General features: G+C 71.9%; 15 protein-coding genes. 9 read left to right on the forward strand and 6 right to left on the reverse strand.

Annotated features, from left to right (window positions below; genetic code table 11):
- The first annotated feature begins 42 nt into the window (after positions 1 to 42).
- The 3 genes from OG439_RS28005 to OG439_RS28015 all read left to right on the forward strand — a co-directional run bounded on the left by OG439_RS28005 (position 43) and on the right by OG439_RS28015 (position 5,428).
- The gene (locus OG439_RS28005; protein ID WP_326943793.1) at positions 43 to 2,760 is read left to right on the forward strand and encodes a glycosyl hydrolase family 95 catalytic domain-containing protein; all 2,718 of its coding nucleotides are present in this window, start codon (positions 43 to 45) and stop codon (positions 2,758 to 2,760) included.
- Between the two features lie 394 nt (positions 2,761 to 3,154).
- Positions 3,155 to 4,168, forward strand: coding sequence for an ABC transporter substrate-binding protein (locus tag OG439_RS28010; protein ID WP_326943794.1), 1,014 nt, complete (start codon positions 3,155 to 3,157; stop codon positions 4,166 to 4,168).
- Positions 4,169 to 4,213: 45 nt separating this feature from the next.
- Positions 4,214 to 5,428: a cytochrome P450 family protein gene (locus OG439_RS28015; protein ID WP_326943795.1), complete on the forward strand. Its 1,215-nt coding sequence runs from the start codon at positions 4,214 to 4,216 to the stop codon at positions 5,426 to 5,428.
- Between the two features lie 6 nt (positions 5,429 to 5,434).
- Here OG439_RS28015 and OG439_RS28020 read toward each other — a convergent pair whose 3' ends face one another.
- Together OG439_RS28020 and OG439_RS28025 are read right to left on the reverse strand one after the other, a co-directional pair.
- On the reverse strand, positions 5,435 to 6,928 hold the full coding sequence (locus OG439_RS28020) for a serine hydrolase domain-containing protein (protein WP_326943796.1): 1,494 nt from the start codon (positions 6,926 to 6,928) through the stop codon (positions 5,435 to 5,437).
- A 56-nt stretch (positions 6,929 to 6,984) separates the two neighbouring features.
- Positions 6,985 to 7,551, reverse strand: coding sequence for a TetR/AcrR family transcriptional regulator (locus OG439_RS28025; protein ID WP_326943797.1), 567 nt, complete (start codon positions 7,549 to 7,551; stop codon positions 6,985 to 6,987).
- 77 nt (positions 7,552 to 7,628) lie between these two features.
- On the opposite strand from OG439_RS28025, the gene OG439_RS28030 reads away from it, so the two are divergent.
- Both OG439_RS28030 and OG439_RS28035 read left to right on the forward strand, forming a co-directional pair.
- Complete coding sequence (locus tag OG439_RS28030; protein WP_326943798.1) at positions 7,629 to 8,582, forward strand: alpha/beta hydrolase; 954 nt, start codon at positions 7,629 to 7,631, stop codon at positions 8,580 to 8,582.
- A complete protein-coding gene (locus OG439_RS28035) occupies positions 8,579 to 8,812 on the forward strand; it encodes a hypothetical protein (protein WP_326943799.1) in 234 nt (77 codons plus the stop codon). Before OG439_RS28030 ends, OG439_RS28035 begins: the two co-directional genes overlap by 4 nt.
- A gap of 55 nt (positions 8,813 to 8,867) precedes the next feature.
- Here OG439_RS28035 and OG439_RS28040 read toward each other — a convergent pair whose 3' ends face one another.
- Genes OG439_RS28040 through OG439_RS28050 form a run of 3 tightly spaced genes read right to left on the reverse strand, consistent with a single transcriptional unit; the run spans position 8,868 to position 11,250 of the window.
- A complete protein-coding gene (locus OG439_RS28040; RefSeq protein WP_326943800.1) occupies positions 8,868 to 9,227 on the reverse strand; it encodes an STAS domain-containing protein in 360 nt (119 codons plus the stop codon).
- Positions 9,224 to 10,450 carry a PP2C family protein-serine/threonine phosphatase gene (locus tag OG439_RS28045; RefSeq protein WP_326943801.1) on the reverse strand — a complete coding sequence of 409 codons (1,227 nt, stop codon included), beginning with the start codon at positions 10,448 to 10,450 and terminating at the stop codon, positions 9,224 to 9,226. Before OG439_RS28045 ends, OG439_RS28040 begins: the two co-directional genes overlap by 4 nt.
- A complete protein-coding gene (locus OG439_RS28050) occupies positions 10,450 to 11,250 on the reverse strand; it encodes an alpha/beta fold hydrolase (protein ID WP_326943802.1) in 801 nt (266 codons plus the stop codon). The genes OG439_RS28045 and OG439_RS28050 overlap by 1 nt, the downstream gene beginning before the upstream one ends.
- A gap of 288 nt (positions 11,251 to 11,538) precedes the next feature.
- Here OG439_RS28050 and OG439_RS28055 point away from each other — a divergent pair, with 288 nt between their 5' ends.
- The 4 genes from OG439_RS28055 (at position 11,539) to OG439_RS28070 (ending at position 16,219) form a co-directional block, all read left to right on the forward strand.
- Positions 11,539 to 15,012 (forward strand): ricin-type beta-trefoil lectin domain protein, encoded by a 3,474-nt coding sequence (locus OG439_RS28055; RefSeq protein WP_326943803.1) that lies wholly within the window; start codon positions 11,539 to 11,541, stop codon positions 15,010 to 15,012.
- 101 nt (positions 15,013 to 15,113) lie between these two features.
- The gene (locus OG439_RS28060; RefSeq protein ID WP_326943804.1) at positions 15,114 to 15,293 is read left to right on the forward strand and encodes a hypothetical protein; all 180 of its coding nucleotides are present in this window, start codon (positions 15,114 to 15,116) and stop codon (positions 15,291 to 15,293) included.
- A complete protein-coding gene (locus OG439_RS28065) occupies positions 15,290 to 15,763 on the forward strand; it encodes a sigma factor-like helix-turn-helix DNA-binding protein (protein WP_326943805.1) in 474 nt (157 codons plus the stop codon). Before OG439_RS28060 ends, OG439_RS28065 begins: the two co-directional genes overlap by 4 nt.
- A 63-nt stretch (positions 15,764 to 15,826) precedes the next feature.
- Positions 15,827 to 16,219, forward strand: coding sequence for an STAS domain-containing protein (locus tag OG439_RS28070; protein ID WP_326943806.1), 393 nt, complete (start codon positions 15,827 to 15,829; stop codon positions 16,217 to 16,219).
- A gap of 365 nt (positions 16,220 to 16,584) precedes the next feature.
- Here OG439_RS28070 and OG439_RS28075 read toward each other — a convergent pair whose 3' ends face one another.
- Positions 16,585 to 18,399, reverse strand: a complete 1,815-nt coding sequence (locus OG439_RS28075) for a beta strand repeat-containing protein (RefSeq protein ID WP_326943807.1) — start codon at positions 18,397 to 18,399, stop codon at positions 16,585 to 16,587.
- Between the last annotated feature and the right edge of the window lie 51 nt (positions 18,400 to 18,450).

Genomic DNA, 18,450 nt, shown 5'->3' on the forward strand with positions numbered 1-18,450 from the left:
ATCTGATCGATTCATCATATCTCTGGCTCCGGAAGGTGCTCCATGAGGTCGATCCGCCTGCTGCCCGTCGCCGTGCTGCTGGGTGCCGCGCTCACCGTCCCCGTCACCTCGCCCGCGCTGGCCGCCCCGGGTGACGCCGCGTTCTCCCCCGCGGCCGGCCGCCTCGACGTCGACTACGCCGGCTACCTGGCCAAGCACGACATCGTCTACAACCGGCCGAACACCAACCCGGACTACGGCCTGACCGTCGGCAACGGCCGCACCGGGGCGATGGTCTGGCAGGCGGGCGGCCTGACCATGCAGGTGTCGAACGTCGACGCGTCGCAGCAGACCGCGTTCGGGGCCGGCTTGGTCAACCTGGCCACCACGCCGGCGATGGACTCCGGCTACAGCGCCTACCAGCAGCGGCTGTCCCTCTACGACGGGACGCTGACGACGAAGTACGACGCCAACCGGACCGTCACGATCATGGGTCAGCCCGGTTCCGAGGTCATGGGCATCCACGTCGACGACACCCGCGGCGGCGTGAGCAGCGTGACCCTCGAACTGTCGCTGTGGGACGTGGCGAACCTCGCCAACAGCGGCGACGTGCCCGACATCAGCACCTGGCGTCAGGTGTCGAGCTACGCCGACGCCAGTGGCGCCGGGATCAGCCGCGGCCAGGCCGACCCGCAGAAGTTCGGCTACACCCTCGCGGCCACCGTCGAAGGCGCGAACTACAGCGCCTCCGTCGTGAACAACAGCCGCGTGCGCCTCACCATCACGCCCACTTCGAGCTACACCGTGTGGTTCACGGCGAGCACCCGGCTCAACGCCGCCGGCAACAACTCCGTCAACCAGGCGAAAAACGCGCTCAACGCGGTCAAGACCACCGGCTACCAAAGCACGTACACCGCCTACCGGAACTGGTGGCACAGCTTCTGGAGCAAGTCCTTCGTGCAGTACGGCGGGCTCGGCGGCGACGCCGACTACCTCGAGAACGTCTACTACCTTTCGACGTACCTGATCGCCGCCGGCGGCTACGGCAACTACCCGTACCACTTCATCAACGGCGTCTTCCGCGCGACCGGCGACCAGACGAAGTGGAGCAACGCCTACTGGTACTGGAACCAGCGCGACGTCTACAACTCTTTCCTAGCCTCGAACCACGTCGACCTGATGAACACCTTCGACAACCTCTACAGCCGCAACTACACCGCGCTGAAGTCCTACACCCAGACCCGGTACGGCGTCGACGGCTTGTGGGTGCCGGAAACCATGGGCTGGGACGGCAACGCGCGCGGCACGGTCGGCAGCGACTACACCAAGAACATCCTCTCCACCGGCTACGAAGCCGCGTACAACATGTACCTGCAGTACCGCTACACCAACGACGACAACTACCTGCGCACCGTCGCGTACCCGTTCATCCGGGAAACAGCGAAGTTCTACTCCCGGATGCTTTCCGTCGACGGCAACGGCAAGTACTACATGGCCAGTTCGAACGCGCACGAAACGTACTGGAACGTCCCGAACGCCATCACCGACCTCGCCGCCGTACGCAGCATCTTCCCCATCGCCATCCAGGTTTCCCAGCAGCTCGGCGCCGACGCGAGCCTGCGCCCCGAGTGGCAGCGCGTCCTCGGCAACCTCGTCGCCTACCCGCAGCAGAACGGCGCGTACCAGCCGCACCAGCCACCACTGGCCCAGACGCGCAACAACGAGAACGTCGCCTCGGAGCTGATCTGGCCCTACAACGTCACCGGCATCGGCGCCCCCGACTACCAGACCGCCCTGAACGCCTGGAACAGCCGGCCGTTCCCCTACGGCAACGTCTGGGCCAACGACGCCGTGCAGGCCGCGCGGCTCGGCCTCGGCGACCAGACCTTCGACGGCGTGAAGCGGATGCTGCGGCAGTACCAGAACTACCCCAACGGGTTCACCAGCAACACCAACGGCGTCTTCGAGTACCACGGCGTCAACCTCTCCGCGATGAACGAGGCCCTGCTGCAGTCGTACAACGACAAGATCCGCGTCTTCCCGGCCGCGCCTGGAAACTCCTCGTTCGTCGGGAAGTTCACGCTGCTGGCGAAGAACGGCTTCCTCGTCAGCTCCGAGCGCGAGGCCAACGAGACGAAGTACGTCGGCCTGCGCAGCCAGTGGGGCGCCACCGCCCACGTCGTCAACCCCTGGGGCGGGCAGCAGGTGCGCGTGCGGCGCGCGTCGGACAACACGATCCTCCTGACCACCACCGACGCGGAGTTCGAGTTCCCCACGGCCGGCGGCACCGCCTACGTCGTCGAGCGCACCGCGAAGCCGCTGACCTCGTACGCGACGACCCGGCTGACCGGCAGCCCGAACCAGGGCGCCAAAGCCTTGAGCGGCACCGCTTCCACCCTGGGTCTCAACGCCGGCGGCGGCGGTCTGGTCAACGACACCGAGGCCGGCTACGACAGCAACTGGTTCGCCACCACCAACCGCGGTTACGGCGACTACAACGACGACACGCACCACTCGACCGTCGTCGGCGCCACGGCGAACTACTCCTTCACCGGCACCGGAATCCAGTACCTCTCCGAGCGCAACGGCGACATGGGCACCGTCGACGTCTACCTCGACAACACCTTCCAGGCGACCGTGGACCTGCACGCCGACGGCGCCCGGCAGGTGCAGCAGGTGGTCTGGCAGAAGAGCGGGCTGAGCGCGGCGCAGCACACCGTCCGGATCGTCAACCGCAGCACGTCCGTCGGCATGATCGACGCTTTTCGCGTCACCGCTTAGGCACTTTATCGAGTCCACAATGGACTCTTGTGGTGAGCGGGAACCGGCACCGTTGGGCCGGATGGGTGGCCACCGCACACCACCGGTCACCACCCGCCACCACCGGCTCTTTCGCGAATCCGCGATTCCTCCGGCTGCGGCCGGAGGAATCGGCAGTGCCCCGCCGGTCGGCCGCAGTGATTCGTAGAATTACGCCGTGCGCAGCGAAGATCAATTCATGATCGTCGATCAAGAATACGCACCGCCATTCTGGTGAAATCCCGGTTTTGGGGCGCACCAACGCATTGCCACGCGGTTCGCAGGTGCCTACAGTCACCTGCCTGACTCCGGGAATTATTCACCCGGCTTCTTTGGATTCGGTACATCAACCATCATCTCCGTCAAGGAGCAGGTCTTGTTTGGAATCGCCAGGAGCAGCCGGGATCGCGCTCTTCGCGCCACCCTCGCCCTCGCGGCCGCCACCGTCGTCACACTCGTCACCGGCTGCGGGGCACTCGGTTCGACCGATTCGAAAGCCTCTGCGGGCACCGGCCTGGAGAAGACCGCGCTGAAGGTCTCGATCCTGCCCACCACGGACCTCGGGCCGTTCTGGCTGGCCCAGGACAGTGGCTACTTCAAGGACGAAGGGCTCGACGTCACGTCCGTGGTCGCCGCCAGCGGGCAGGCCTCACTGACGAAAGCGATCTCGGGTGAAGCCGACATCGCGTTCTCGACCTACCCGCCGTTCTTCATCGCGAAGAGCACCGGCGCCGCCGACATGGAACTGGTCGCCGACGCGACGTCGGTCAACGCGAAGAGCAACGCGATCGTCACGGTGCCGAATTCGCCGGTGAAGACCATCTACGACCTGGCAGGCAGCAAGATAGCCATCACGGCCAAGAACACCGCCGCTGATCTGCTCACCCGCTCGGTGATGCAGGACCACGGCGTGGACTTCAGCAAGGTGAAGTGGGTGCTGCTCCCGCTGCCGAACGTCGCGGCGGCGTTGCAGCAGGGCGAGGCCGACGCCGCGTACCTGCCGGAGCCCTACATCACGCAGGCCGCCAAGACGGCCGGCGCCATCCCGGTGATCGACATCAACACCGGCGCGACCCAGGACTTCCCGCTGACCGGCTTCGGCGCGACGAAGAAGTGGGTGCGGGAGAACCCGAAGACGCTGGCCGCGTTCCAGCGGGCGATGCAGAAGGCCACCCACGAGGCCACCAACGACCGCGCCAAGGTCGAGCCGCTGCTGGTGCGGTTCGCCAAGATCGACGAGGACACGGCCAAGCTGCTCACCCTGCCGGGCTACGGCTCGAGCCTGGACTCACGGCGGCTGCAGCGGGTGCCGGACCTGCTGCTGCAGCTGGGCGCCATCCCGTCGCCGATCGACGTGAACACGATGCTCGGGCCGCAGCCGGGCAAGTGACGCGGGCCGCTCCGCCCGGGGCGATCTTCGTGGCAGGATGGCCGGGTGCCGCCCGAACCCGTTGTGGACCTGCGTGATCCGGCCATCCTCGGTGACCCCGTGTCCGGCTACGACCGCATCCTCGCCGAATCACCGGTCTGCTGGGCCCGGCTGCCCAATGGCGAGGAGGGCTGGCTGGTCACCCGGAGCGACGACGTCCGCGCCGTGCTCTCCGACCCGGCCGTGCGCAACGATCCCACCGGTTTGCCGGGGGTGGGTGCCCAGACGCAGGAGCAGGCGTTCCTCGCGCTGGGCACGCCCCCGGAACACCTGCCCTACCTGCGGGCGAGCCTGCTCAGCCTGGACGGTGCCGAGCACACCCGGCTGCGCCGCAGCATCAGCCACGCCTTCGGCGCGGCCCAGGTCGCCACGCTGCGGCCCCGGGTGCAGGAGATCGTCGACGAGCTGCTCGACGGCTTCGCCGCGGCGGAGACGGTGAACCTGCTCGACGAGTACGCCTACCCGCTGGCCATGGCCGTGGTCTGCGAACTGGTCGGGGTCCCCGAAGCCGACTGGGCGGACTGGTGGCGCTGGGGCAAGGTGCTGGTCGGCGGCGACCCGGCGCAGATCACGCCGACGCTGGGCGAGATGTTCGCTTTCTGCCACGCCCTGATCGACCGGCGCCGCGCCGAGCCGCGTGACGACCTGATCAGCCAGGTCGTCGCCAAGGACGACCTGACCGACGTCGACGCCGTGGCCGTCCTGGTGTTCCTCGTGCTCGCCGGGCACGAAACCATGGCGCACATGCTGTCCAACGCGGCGCTCGCCCTGATGCGCGACCCCGCCCAGCGGGAGCTGCTGCGCGGCGAGCCCGAGCTCTGGCCGGCCGCGGTGCGCGAGCTGGTGCGCACCGACGGCCCGGTGCAGCTCGCCCGGCTGCGCTACGCCGCGACCGACCTCGAGGTCGGCGGCGTGCGGATCAGCGCGGGTGACGCGGTGCAGGCGGTGCTCGGGGCGGCCAACCGCGATCCCGCGCAGTTCGCCCACCCCCACGACACCGACGTGCGGTGGCAGGCCCTCTACGGCGGCCGCGAGGGCAGCGTCGGATTCGGCTGGGGGCCGCACTTCTGCCTCGGCGTCGCGCTGGCGAAGCTGGAGGCCGAGGTCGCGCTGAGCACCCTGTTCGCCCGCTTCCCCGAGGTGTCCCCGGTGACCGAGCCGGCGTGGGTGCCGTTGCCGCGCGGCCGCCACCGCGTCAACCTGGACGTCCGCCTGCGCTGATCCCCGCTACGCCCGCGCGTAGAAGCCGACCGGCATCGTCACCTCGGCGCTCGACGCCCCGCACTCGAGCATCCACAGCGCCGCGGCGGGCCCGAGGTCCCGGCCCAGTGCGCCGAGCGCGTCCGGATCGGGGGCGACCGCGCGCGCCTGCGCCACCCCGCGCGTGAACGCGTCCGGGTCCCAGCCGTCCGGGACGGCGTCGCCGAGGCAGCGCGCTCCCTTGGTCATCGCGGTCAGCGTCGCGGCCGGCAGCGGGCCGGTTACGCCGAGCAGGCCGTGGGTGCGTTCCCCGGCCAGCACCCCCATCCAGCGCGAGGTTTCCGGTGTCGGGCTCGGTCCGGTCCAGCGGGGGCGCGCGTCCGTGTCCGGGAGGCTCGCGGGGACCCCGGACACGGCCCAGCGGCCGGCCCACTCGACGGCCAGGCCCGGGGCGCTGCGGGTGGCGGGGTTGTGGAAGCGGGCCATGTCCCACCGGGTGCCGACCGCGACGGCGGCGAGGTCGCGGTGCGGCCAGACCCGTGCCTCCCACCAGAAGCCCCACGGGAACGCCGCGGTGTGGCCCCACCACCAGTCGTCGCCCAGCGCCGGGTCGGCGAGCTCGAGCGTCAGGCCGGAGAACGACGGGGCGCCGTGGCTGGGCCGGGCGACCCGCGGCGTCACCATCGCCGCGAGCGACTCCGGCCGGACGAGTCCGCGGTCGCCGCGGGCGGTGCGCAGCAAGGACTGCAGCAGCCGCCCGGCGTCCGCGGCGCTGGTGTGCATCCCGACGCCCGGGTAGGCCGAGGTGCGCAGCGGCGGGCTCGGCACGCACCAGTCGCCGAAGGCCATGTACCCCGTCGCCCGGTCGGTGCCGCGGCCCGGCGCGCCGGTCGCCCACGGGTTCCGCGTGCCGTCGTCGATGCTCGTGCCGGTCATCCCGGCCGGGGCGAAGACGTCCCGGTGGACGCGCGCGCCGTAGGCGTCACCGGTCAGGTGCTCGAGCGCACCGCCCAGCACGCCGACGCCGAAGCTGGAGTACGAGTAGGGCCCCGGCGTCGTCACCAGCGGCAGCGCCCCGCCGTACTCGACGGCGCGCCCGGCTTCGTGGCGACGGCGGACGTAGTCGAGGACCGGTTCGGCCGGCGCCTCGAACGCCGTGGCCGTGACGATGTCGTTGTAGTAACCGCCCTGGTGGGCCGCCAGCATGGCCGTGGTGACCGGCGCCGCGCCGGGACCGCGCAGCCCCGCGGGCAGCAGCGCGTCGATCGGCGTGTCCAGGCCGACCTCGCCCGCTTCGACCAGCTGCATGAGGGCCAGTCCCGTGACGGGCTTGGTGAGCGACCCCGCCGGCGCCACGGTGTCGGCGGTCATCGGCGCACCCGCGGCCAGGTCCGCGAACCCGGTCGCGGCCGTGCGCAGCTCGCTGCTCGTCGCCACCGCGACGGCGACCCCGGGCGTGCCGGTGACCGCCGCCAGCCGCGGCAGGACGGAGTCGAGCGCCGTCATCACATCGTCGAGCATGATCCTCCTCGTCAGGCCGCCAAGGATGCCCTAGTCACGGCCCGTCCGGAAGGTGATCATCCGGTGCGCTTCCCCGCGGTGAAGTGGGGCAGGACCATCTCCACCAGGGCCGCCACGTCGTTGTCCGCCATGGGTTCGCCGGTCATGCCCATGCGGTGGAGCAGGGTGCCGACGACGACGTCGATGAAGAACAGGACCCGGTTCTCCGGCTCGTCGAGGGCGTCCTGGAGCGCCTCGCGGTACGGGTCCTGCAGGCGGGCGGCCAGGACCTCGCGCAGGGCCGGGTCGCTGACGGCGTCGCTGAACACGCCCGCGAACGCGTCGCCCACCCCGGGCTCGGCGATCTTCGCCGCGATCCAGCGGATCGACGACGCCATCAGCTCCACCCGGCTCGCGCCCGTCAGCGGCAGCGGGCCGAACGCGTCCAGGAGGCAGTCCACGATCAGCTCGCCCTTCGAGGGCCAGCGGCGGTAGATCGTCGTCTTGGCGACGCCGGCCGCGGTGGCGATGCGCTCCACCGTGGCCGCCGCGTAGCCGAGGGCGTGGACCGTGCTCAAGGTGGCCGCGAAGACCACCTCGTTGACGCCGGTGCGGGGGCGGCCGGGGGGCCGGGCGGAACTCATGGCCGGACGATACCGGTTTTCGCTACCCTTGGTATCGATACCTGAGGTAGCGTAATTGGCGAAGCGAGGAGAAGCGCATGAGCGAAACCACGATGGCCCAGCGGCCGCCCGAGCCGGACTGGTCGGCCATCACCGACGAGGAGCTGGTCGGCTACCGCGAGGCGGAGAACCGCGTCCGGGCGTCCGAGGCGGCGCGGGTGATCACCGGGGAGCCGGATCCCGGCGCCGCGATCGCGTGGCGGGAACTGGCGCTGCCCGGCCGCGACCTGCCGGTCCGGGTGCACCGGCCGGCCACCGGCAACGACGTCCTGCCGCTCGTGCTCCACGTGCACGGCGGCGGCTTCGTGGGCACGGCGGCGCAGTGCGACTGGGTCACCAGCCACGTCGCCGCCCGGCTGCCCGCGGTCGTCGTCTCCGTCGAGCACCGGCTCCTCGACGCCGCCACGCCGCTCGCGGCGGCCGTCGACGACGGCTGGGACGCGTTGCGGCACCTGCTGGACCACGCCGGGCAGTGGGGTGTCGACCCGGCGCGGACCGCCGTCTTCGGCGAGAGCTGCGGCGCCTTGATCTGCGCGCTGGCCGCGATCCGGGCCGAGGACGCCGGCCTGCCGCTGCGGGCGCAGGTGCTGGTCAACCCCGCCGTCGACGCGACCGCCACGATGTTCGGCTACCCGTCGGCCACCGAGTACGCCGTCAGCCCGACGCTCACCACCGGGCAGCTGCGGCTGTTCCAGCGGCTCGCCGTGCCGCCGGGCACCGACGCCCGCGCGGTTTCCCCGCTGTACGCCGAGGATCTCGACGGACTGGCGCCGGCGCTCGTGGTGGTGCCGACCGACGACCCGGTGGCCGACCACGGCCGTCGTTACGCCGGCCGGCTGCGCGCGGCCGGGACTTCCGTGCGGCTCAGCGAATATCCCGGCGCGGGGCACGCGTTCCTCAGCATGCCGGGCGTGGCGCCGCAGGCCGGGGCCGCGCGGGCGGAGATCCTCGAGTTCCTCCGCACCGCCCTCGACGCGGGAGCGGACCGATGACCCGCACCGAACGCGGGGCGATCGCCGCGCTGTACGCCGGTCTCGGGCTCACCGTCCTCGCGACGGTCGTCCCGTACACCACCCACCTGCCGGCCGACCACGTGGCGAAGGCGCGAAAAGCGGTGCCCGGCGCCCGTGTTGGCCACTCCCCGGTCGCCGTATTGGCCACTCCGGGCACTGCGGTGGCCGTCGGCAGGCGCTCGGCCGTTCACGAACGGACAGTACGGTGACCGGAAGCGCCGACACGGCGACCGGAGCGGCCAACACGGCATTGTCAGACACGCGCTAACGCCGTGCGGCGGCCCACGCGGCGTCGGCGTCGGCGAGGGTGGGGTGGGCCGGGAAGAAGTCCGCCAGGCCGATGAGCCGCAGGCTGCGCTGCAGCTGGCCGGGCACGGCGACCAGCGCGATCCCGGCGTCGGCCGCGAGGGCCAGGTTGCGGGCCGCCAGGAGGGCGGAAATGCCGCTGGAGTCGCAGAACGTCAACGCCGACAGGTCGACGACCAGGTGCTCGCCGCGGTTCAGGGTCAGCGCCTGGATCGCGGCGAGGGCGTCGGGCGAGGTGGCGGCGTCCAGCTCGCCGGCGAACTCGAGCACCGTCCCCGTGGCGGAGCGGCGGGTGGCGGTGGTGAAGCCGGCGGTCACGGCCGGGTCCGGGCGGGGATGCTCAGGGCCAGCAGGGCGGTGTCGTCCTCGACGCCGTCGCCGAAGCCGGTGAGCAGGGCCGTCAGCGCCGCGATCAGCGCCGGGGCCGTCGTCGACGCGCGCGCGGTGAGGAACTCCAGCAGCTGCTCTTCGCTGTAGCGGTCCCGGCCGGCCGCGGTGCGGGCTTCGGTGAGGCCGTCGCTGTAGAGCAGCAGCGTGTCGCCGGGGGCCAGGTGCAGGCCGATCCTGGTGAACCGGGCGTTCGGCACCGCGCCGACGAGCATGCCGCCCGGGGTGTCGAGGAACTCGGTGGTGCCGTCGGCGCGGACCAGGATCGCCGGCGGGTGGCCGCCGCTGGCCAGGGTGATCCCGTAGCCGCCGGGTTCGGGGGTGAGCGCGCCGTAGATGGCGGTGCAGTACCGCGGGTCGGCGCCGTGGAACTCCTGGTTCAGCACCGTGTTGAGGTTGGCGAGCACGCCGACGGGATCGGGGTCGTAGACGGCGGCGGCCCGCAGCGTGTAGCGGGCCAGCGACGTCACCGCGGCCGCGACGGCGCCCTTGCCGGAGACGTCGCCGAGGAAGAACCCCCAGGTGTCGCCGGTGAGCGGGAACAGGTCGTAGAAATCGCCGCCGACCTCGTCGGCCGAGGCGGGGTGGTAGTACGCCGCCGCCTCCATGCCGGGGACGGCGGGGAGCGCGGGCGGCAGCAGCGTGCGCTGCAGGATCGCCGCCAGCTCCCGGGCCCGGTCGCGTTCGTCGTCGGCCTGCCGGCGGGCGCGCAGCAGCTCCTCTTCGTAGGCGCGGCGGTCGCGGGCGTCGAAGATCGTGCTGCGGATCAGCTGGGCGGTGCCGTCTTCGCCCTTCTTCACCGTCGAGGTGACGAGCACCGGAATCCGGGTCCCGTCCGCGGTCCGCAGCTCCAGCGCCAGGCCGCCGGCCTCGCCGTGCATCGCCAGCATCGGCGCGATGTGCGTCTCGTGGTAGATCCGGCCGCCGACGGTCAGCAGGTCCGCGAAACGGCGCCGCCCCACCAGATCGGCGCGCCCGTGGCCCAGCCAGCCGAGCAGGGTGGTGTTGATCTTCGCGATGGTGCCGTCCATCAACGTCGAGAGGTAGCCGCAGGGGGCGTGCTCGTAGAGGTCCTCGGCGCTGTCCTCGAGCAGGGCGCCGAACGCGGCCCCGACCGTGTCCTCGCTGCCGCCGGTGTCCCCGATTTCGCACATCACGGCGTGCCCGCGAACGCCCGGATCGCTTCGGTGGTCGCTTCGGGCGCGCTCAGCTGCGGGCAGTGCCCGATCGCGTCCAGCGTCACCAGCGCGCTGCCGGCGATCCGGTCGTGGACGAACGCGCCGACCGCCGGCGGGGCGATGGCGTCCTGGGCGGTCTGGACGACCAGCGTGGGCACCGTGACGCCCGGCAGGTCGGCGCGGTTGTCGGAGAGGAACGTGGCCCGGGCGAACACCCGCGCGATCACCGGGTCGGTGCGGCAGAAGCTGTCCGTCAGCTCGCCGCCGAGCTCGGGCCGGTCCGGGTTGCCCATGATCACCGGCGCCATGGCCGCCGACCAGCCCAGGTAGTTGGCGTCGAGGGACTCGAGCAGCTCGTCGATGTCCGCCCGGCTGAACCCGCCGCGGTAGTCGCCGTCGTCGAGGTAGCACGGCGACGGCGTGAGCAGCACCAGCTTCGCGAACCGCTCCGGCGCGCGGTTCACGGCCAGCACGGCGATCATCGCCGACACCGAGTGCCCGACGAGCACCACGTCACGCAGGTCCAGCTCGGCGCAGATCTCGAGGACGTCCTCGGCGTAGGCGTCGAGGCCGGCGTACCGCTCGGCCGACCACGCCGAGAGGTCCGAGCGGCCCGCGCCGACGTGGTCGAACAGCACCACGCGGAAGCGTTCGGCCAGTGCGGGGGCGACGAGCCGCCAGAGGTTCTGGTCGCAGCCGAACCCGTGGGCGAGCAGCACCACCGGGCCGTCGGCGGGACCCGTGACGACCACGTTGTTCCTGCTGCGCGCGTCCATCGGGTCATCCTGTCAGGCGGACGCCGCCCGGCGGGTTCCGGTACCCGGCCGAGACGGTCTTCACCGGCCGGCTGTTTGACCGGCGAAGACCGTCTCGCCCCCGGCTTACCCCGCACGGGCCCCGGCGAACCGCCGGTACCCGAAAGAGTCGACCGCACCGGACCAGCGCGCCGCCGTGGTCCGTCCATTGTGGATGCTTCGGCCGGTTCTGCTGCATTCGGCGGCTGACATGTCCGGTGGACAACGTTGACAGTGGATCAGCTGGTCTGCGTGGACAAGGGAGTGCGCGTGTTCCGATCACCGTCGCTGAAGCTGATCCACACCCTGGTCGCCGTCGTGACGGGCGTCGCCACGGTCACCGGCACCGCCGCCGCCCAGGACCTCAGACCCCAGCAGGTGGACCAAGCCGTCGTCCAGGACGGGCACGCGCGGTTCGAGGTGCTGACGCCGACGCTGATCCGGCTCGAGTACGCGGGCGACGACCGGTTCCAGGACCTGACCACCTTCAACGCCGTCAACCGGTCCTTCCCCGCTCCGGCCTACACGACCACGGTGACCGGCGGCGTCCGCGAGATCAGGACCGCGGGCCTGACCCTGCGGTACCGGCAGAACAGCGGGCCGTTCACCCGCGACAACACGTCGGTGCTGCTCACGACGACGAACGTGACCGCCGCGCCCCTGTTCCCGTCCTACTGCGCCTTCGCCACTGCTTGCGAGGCCGAAAACGGCGTCCCGGGCGGGTCGGCGGCGACCGCCTACGACCACACCGGCAACACCGGGTCGGGCTTCCTCGCCGGCTTCACCTCGGTCGGGGCGTCGCTCGCCCAGGACGTCTCGGCGGTGCCGTCGGCCGGGCAGTACCGGCTCACCGTCCGCTACGCGAACGCGCAGGGCGGCGACGGCCAGACCACCACGCGCACGCTGTCCACCACCGTCAACGGCGCGCCCGGGCCGAAGCTGTCGCTGCCGGCGACGTCGTCGTGGAACACCTGGGCGACGGCGTCGGTGACGGTGCCGCTGAACGCGGGGACGAACGCCGTGCGCGTCGACCGCAAGTCCGGCGACTCGGGCAACGTCAACCTCGACAGCCTCGCCGTCACCACGGCCACCGGGGCCTACCCCGCCGCCGACACCTCGCTGCTCACCACGGCCTACGGCGCCGGCCCCAAGTCCGTGCTCGGCGGCTGGGACCGCTCGCTGGACAACCCGGAGGCCGTCCCGACGCCGCAGCACCCGGGCCTGCTCGACCGCGACGGCTGGTACCTGCTCGACGACACGCGCTCGGCGGTCCTCAACGCCGACCGCACCGTCACGGACCGGGCGTCGCACGGCGCGCAGCCCTACCAGGACGGCTACTTCTTCGGCTACGGCAAGGACTTCAAGCAGGGCCTCGGCGACCTCAACGCCCTCACCGGCGGCACGGCGCTGCTGCCCCGGTCCGCCTACGGCGTCTGGTTCTCCCGCTACTTCGCCTACTCCGACAACGACTACCGCACCTCGCTGCTGCCGAAGTTCCGCTCGAGCTTCACCCCGATCGACTGGCTGGTCGTCGACACCGACTGGAAGTCACCGTCGCAGTGGAACGGCTGGAACTGGAACACCGGGCTCTTCCCGGACCCGCAAGGGTTCCTGAACTGGACGAAGCAGCAGGGCCTCGCCGTCTCGCTCAACATCCACACGTCCATCGCGGGCAACGACCCCAAGTTCGCGGCGGCGAACGCCACTGCGGGCGGCCTGATCGCCGACGGCTCCAACTACGTGTGGGACTGGTCGAACCCGGCGCACCTGCGCTCCTACTTCGACCTGCACAAGCCGTTCGACGCCCAGGGCGTCCGGACGTGGTGGCTGGACTACTGCTCCGGCTGCGGCCGGTCGACGGCGTCGGACCCCGGCGTCGCGCCGGACAACTTCATCAACCAGGCCTACGCCGACCACGCGGCGGCCCAGGGCCTGCGCGGCTTCTCCTTCGGCCGCATCGGCGGCGCCGAGCAGGGCGGCATCCACAGCAGCTACCCGCTCGGCCCGTGGTCGGAGCGCCGCAACACCCTCCAGTTCACCGGCGACACCCCGCTGAGCTGGGACATGCTCGCCTACGAGGCCCGCTTCACGCCGGACGAGGCGGCCGCCGGGCTCAGCAACGTCAGCCACGACATCGGCAGCTTCCACGGCGGGCACCTGCCCGACGACCTCTACGCGCGGTGGCTGCAGCTGGGCGCGTTCCAGCCGATCGACCGGCTGCACTCCGACCACGGCGACCGGCTGCCGTGGGACTACCCCGGCGCGGCGGGCGACAGCGCGGAGAAGTTCCTGCGGCTGCGCGAATCGCTGGTGCCCTACACCTACACCCTCGCCAAGCAGGCGAACCAGACCGGCGTGCCGATCACCCGGCCGCTCTACCTGAACTACCCGGACCAGGACGCGGCCTACACCCACCCGCAGGAATACCTGTACGGCGACAACGTCCTCGTCGCGCCGATCACCACGGCGAGCGGCTCGGTCTCGGCGTGGATTCCGCCGGGCACCTGGACCGACTACTTCACCGGGACCGTCTACACGGGACCGTCGACGGCGACGATCACCAAGCCGCTGTCGGAGATGCCGGTGCTCGTCAAGGCGGGCGGCGTGGTGCCGCTGCGCACGAACTACGTCGACAACGCCGCCGCGCCGCTCGACCAGCTCACGCTGAACGTGACGGCCGGTGCCGACGGGAACTTCTCGCTGTACGAGGACTCCGGTGAAGGCGCCGGAGTGTCGTCGACGACCCGGTTCGGCTGGCAGGACGCCGCGAAGACGCTGACGGTCGACGCGGCCGCCGGCGGCACCTCCCCGGCCAAGGCCTACACCCTGCGGCTGGCCAATTCGGCCGCGCCGACGGCGGTTTCGGTCGACGGGCAGCGGCTGCCCGAGACGGCGTGGGCGTACAACGCACACTCCCGCACGGTCACCGTGACGACGGCGAGCCTGCCGTCGAACGCCCGGCACACCGTCACCCTGACCGGCAGCGCCGCCGACAACCCGGCGGCGGGCCAGGTGACCGGACGCGGCGGGCTCTGCCTCGCCGTCCACGGCGGCGCGTCGGCCGACGGCACGGCGCTGGAACTCGCCGCCTGCGACCACTCGGCGGGCCAGCAGCTCACCCCGCCGAGCGGTGGCGGCACGGTGCGCGTGCTCGGCAAGTGCCTCGACCTCGCCGGCGGCTCGACGGCCGCCGGCACGCCGGTCCAGCTCTACACCTGCAACGGGACGGCCGCGCAGGCGTGGAGCCTGACCACGGCGGGCAAGCTGCTGAACGCCGGCCGGTGCCTGGCGGCCACGACGGCGGGTGACGGGATGCGCCTGGCCGACTGCGCCGACACCACCGACCAGGCCTGGCGCTTCCCGCCGGCGCCGGTCACCGGGCCGGCCGGGCTCTGCGCCGACGTCGTCGACGCCTACCCCGCGTCGGGCAGCGGGGTGCAGCTCTACGGCTGCAACGGCACCGACGCGCAGCGCTGGTCCGCGCCGGGTGACGCGTCGCTGCGGACGCTGGGGAAGTGCCTCGACGTCGTCAACGGCGGCACCGCGAACTCGACCCCGGTCCAGCTGTGGGACTGCAACGGAAGCGCCGCGCAGCAGTGGGTCGCGGGCACGGGCGGAGCGCTGCGCAACGTCGGCTCCGGGCGGTGCCTCGACGACCCGGACAACGCCGGGAAGGCCGGTGACCGGCTACGGATCTACGACTGCAACTCCTCCGCCGCGCAGCGGTTCGGTTTGGGGTCCTGACCACTGCGACGGAGGCGGGCGGGGGTTAGGATTCAGCCAGTCGCGGCACCCCCGGACCCCGGTGGCCGAGCACGCACCCCCTCGCCGATCGGGAGCAGCTGATGAACAGCGTTCAGCACGCGACCAGTCCCGTTTTTACGCGCGAGTTCACCCGTCGTGCCGCCGGCGCCTGGATCCGCGCGGCGGACGCCGGGCTGATCGACGCCGCCGAGCTCACCTGGCTGCTGGGCCACCTGACCGGCGATCCGTGCGCCCGGACCGGCGCCGAGGTGGACGGATGAAGACCGAGAGCCGCACGCGGCCGGTGCTCACCTGGCAGTCTGCCGAAACCGATCTTCCCGGGCGGATGCTGACGCTGGTCTACCGCGTCGCGAAGCAGACCGGGCGCTCCCAGCGCACGAGCACCGCGTTGTGCCGCCGGGTGCTGGCCGCGGCGCCGGAGGTGGACCGGCGGTGCCGGGACGCGGCCGCCGAGCGGCAGGTGCGGGCCCGCGTGCTGGTGGCACTGCGGGCGGACCTGGCGCCGCGGATCGAGCGCGCCACGCTGGACGCGGCCCTGCGCGACGCCGTCCTGCTCGACGAGGTGACCCAGCTGCCGCCGCGGCAGCGCTTCGCCCTGTGGTCCACCGCGGTGGACCGCCTCACGACCGCCGAACTCGCCACGCGCACGGGCTGGACGCCGCCGCAGATCGCCCGGCTGCTGCGGGCCGCGCTGCGGACCGTGACCTCGAGCGCGACGCTGCCGGAGTGAGAACCGGCACTCGACCTCGGGGACCACGCTGCGGAGGCCGGACGGCCGGGAGAGACTTGACCCGTGTCCAGCAACGAACCCCCTGAGCCGCCGCCGCTGGTGATCCCCGACGAGCAGCCGGCCTTGCAGTGCAGTGTCAGCCGCCGTGGCAGCGCGGTCGTCGTCGCCGTGGCCGACGAGCTCGACCTCCTGACCGTCCCGGAGTTCAGCAGGACCCTGACCGCCATCCAGGCGGCCGCCGCCGGGCCCGTGGTGCTGGACCTGACGGCGGTGACCTTCCTCGACTCGAGCGGCATCAACGCCATCGTCCGCGCCAGCCGCGACGCCGACGACAACCCCACGCGGCTACGGGTGGTGGCGGACGGCCCGACGGTCCTCAAGACCATCCAGCTCGCCGGAGCGCACGAACTGATCACCCTGGTCCCGACGGTCGACGACGCCCTGGCGCTGCCCTGACACTGCCCTGACGCGATCGGCGCGGCCGGGCTCGGCGCGACCGGCCTCGGTGCCGCCCGGCTCGGCGCGGCCAGGCACGGCGCGGCCGGGCTCAATGCGACCGGCCCTCGGTGCACCCGGCCTCGATGCGACCAGGCTCAGTGCGACCGGCCTCAATGCGGCCAGACTCAGCGCGGCCAGGCTCGATGCGACCGGCCTCGATGCGACCGGCCTCGATGCGACCCGCCTCGGCGCGGCCAGACTCGATGCAACCGGCTCGATGCAACCGGCTCGATGCGGCCGGACTGCCCGGCCGACACCCTGATACGCACGGAGCGGGGGCACCGGATTCCGGTGCCCCCGCTCGGTCGTTCTCCCGCTTACCGTCAGACGGTGTGCGGGCTGTGCGCGACGGTGTTCCAGCCCGAGGCGAGGACGCCGGCGTCGCCGCCGTTGCCCGCCCAGCCCGAGTTACCGCCGGTGGTGGTGCTGGTGTTGCCGGCGTCGCCGGTCCAGCCGGTGGCGCCGGTGTCACCCGAGTTGCCCGAGGTCACCGTGGTGGCCGACTTCGTGCCGCTCTCGTTGTTCCAGCCACCCTTGTTCCAGCCACCGTGGTGGCGGCCCTGCTGCTCGTGGCCACGGGTCGACGTGACGGCGGTGTTGCCGCCGGTCGAGCCCGAGTCGCCCGAGTTGCCGGACGTGCCGCTCACCGCGTCGTTGCCGCTGGTGGCGTTACCGGCGTCGCCGGAGTTGCCACCGTTGCCGCCGGTCGCGGTGCCGGTGACCGTGCCCGAAACGCTGCTGGTGCCGCCCTGGTTGTGACGGTTCCAGCCGTGCCCACCGTTGTTGCTCGTGGCGGAGTTCTTGCCGGTGCTCACGACGGTGGCGTCGCCACCGTTGCCCGCCCAGCCCGAGTTCCCGCCGGTGGTGGTGCTGGTGTTCCAGGCGTCGCCGGTCGAACCGGTGGCGCCGGTGTCACCCGAGTTGCCCGAGGTCACCGTGGTGGCCGACTTCGTGCCCTCGTGCTTCCAGCCGGAGTCGTGCTTCCAGCCGGAGTCGTGCTTCCAGCCGGAGTCGTGCTTCCAGCCGGAGTCGTGCTTCCAGCCGTTGTCCCAGCCACCGTTGTTCCAGCCGCCGTGGTTCCAGCCGCCGCTCTGGTGGCCGCGGCCGTTGTCCTGGCCGCCCAGGGTCCACACGATGGCGGTGTTGCCGCCGGTGGAGCCCGAGTCACCCGAGTTGCCGGAGTTCCCGGTCACCGCGGAGTTGTGGCTGGTGGCGTTCCCGGCGTCGCCGGAGTTGCCACCGTTGCCGCCCTTGGCGGTGCCGGTGACCGAACCCAGGACGCCCGTGGTGCCGCCCTGACGGTTCCAGCCCCAGCCGTGCCCACCGTTGTTCGTGGCGGAGTTGTGGCCCGTGCCGGCCGCGGTGGCGTCGCCACCATTGCCCGCGTTGCCCGAGTTCCCGCCGGTGGTGGTGCTGGTGTTCGTGGCGTCGCCGGTCGAGCCGGTGGCGCCGGTGTTCCCGGAGTCACCCGAGGTCACCGAGGTGGTGCACTGCGCCAGCAGGCACAGGCCGTAGGCGCTGTTGCCACCGGTCGAGCCGGAGTTCCCGGAGTTGCCCGAGTTCCCCGACGTCGCGGAGTTGCTGCTGGTGGCGTTCCCGGCGTCGCCGGAGGTGCCACCGTTGCCGCCCTTCGCGGTACCCGTGACGGTCCCGAGCACCTTGCCGACACCGCGGGCGCCCCGCGAGTCCGCGGTGTTCTTGCCCGAGGCCACCGACGTCCCGGAGCCGCCGTCGCCGGCGTTCCCGGAGTGCCCACCGGTGGTGGTGCTGGTGTTCGAGGCGTTCCCGGTCGAGCCGGTCGCGCCCGTGTTCCCGGAGTTGCCCGAGGACACCGTGGTGTTGCACTTGGCCAGCACACAGACGCCGTAAGCGCTGTTGCCGCCGGTGGAACCGGAGTTGCCCGAGCTGCCGGAGTTCCCGCTGACCGCGGTGTTGCCGCTGGTCGCGTTGCCGCCGTTGCCCGAGGTCCCGCCGTTGCCGCCGGTGGCGGTGCCGGTCACGACCGAGTGCAGCGTGTTGCCGAGCCCGCCGAGCGGGTTCGTGTTGCCGGTGTCCGCACTGGCCACCGCACTGCCCAGCAGGACGAACCCGCCGGAGATGAATGCGGCGGTCAGGCCGCGTCGCACGTACTTGTGCATGACTTCCCTTTCCTTACCATCTGTCCTTTATGGATTTCCGGAGGTGGAAAG

Origin of the sequence: Amycolatopsis sp. NBC_01307 (assembly GCF_035975215.1) — a bacterium.
Taxonomy (GTDB): Bacteria; Actinomycetota; Actinomycetes; order Mycobacteriales; family Pseudonocardiaceae; genus Amycolatopsis.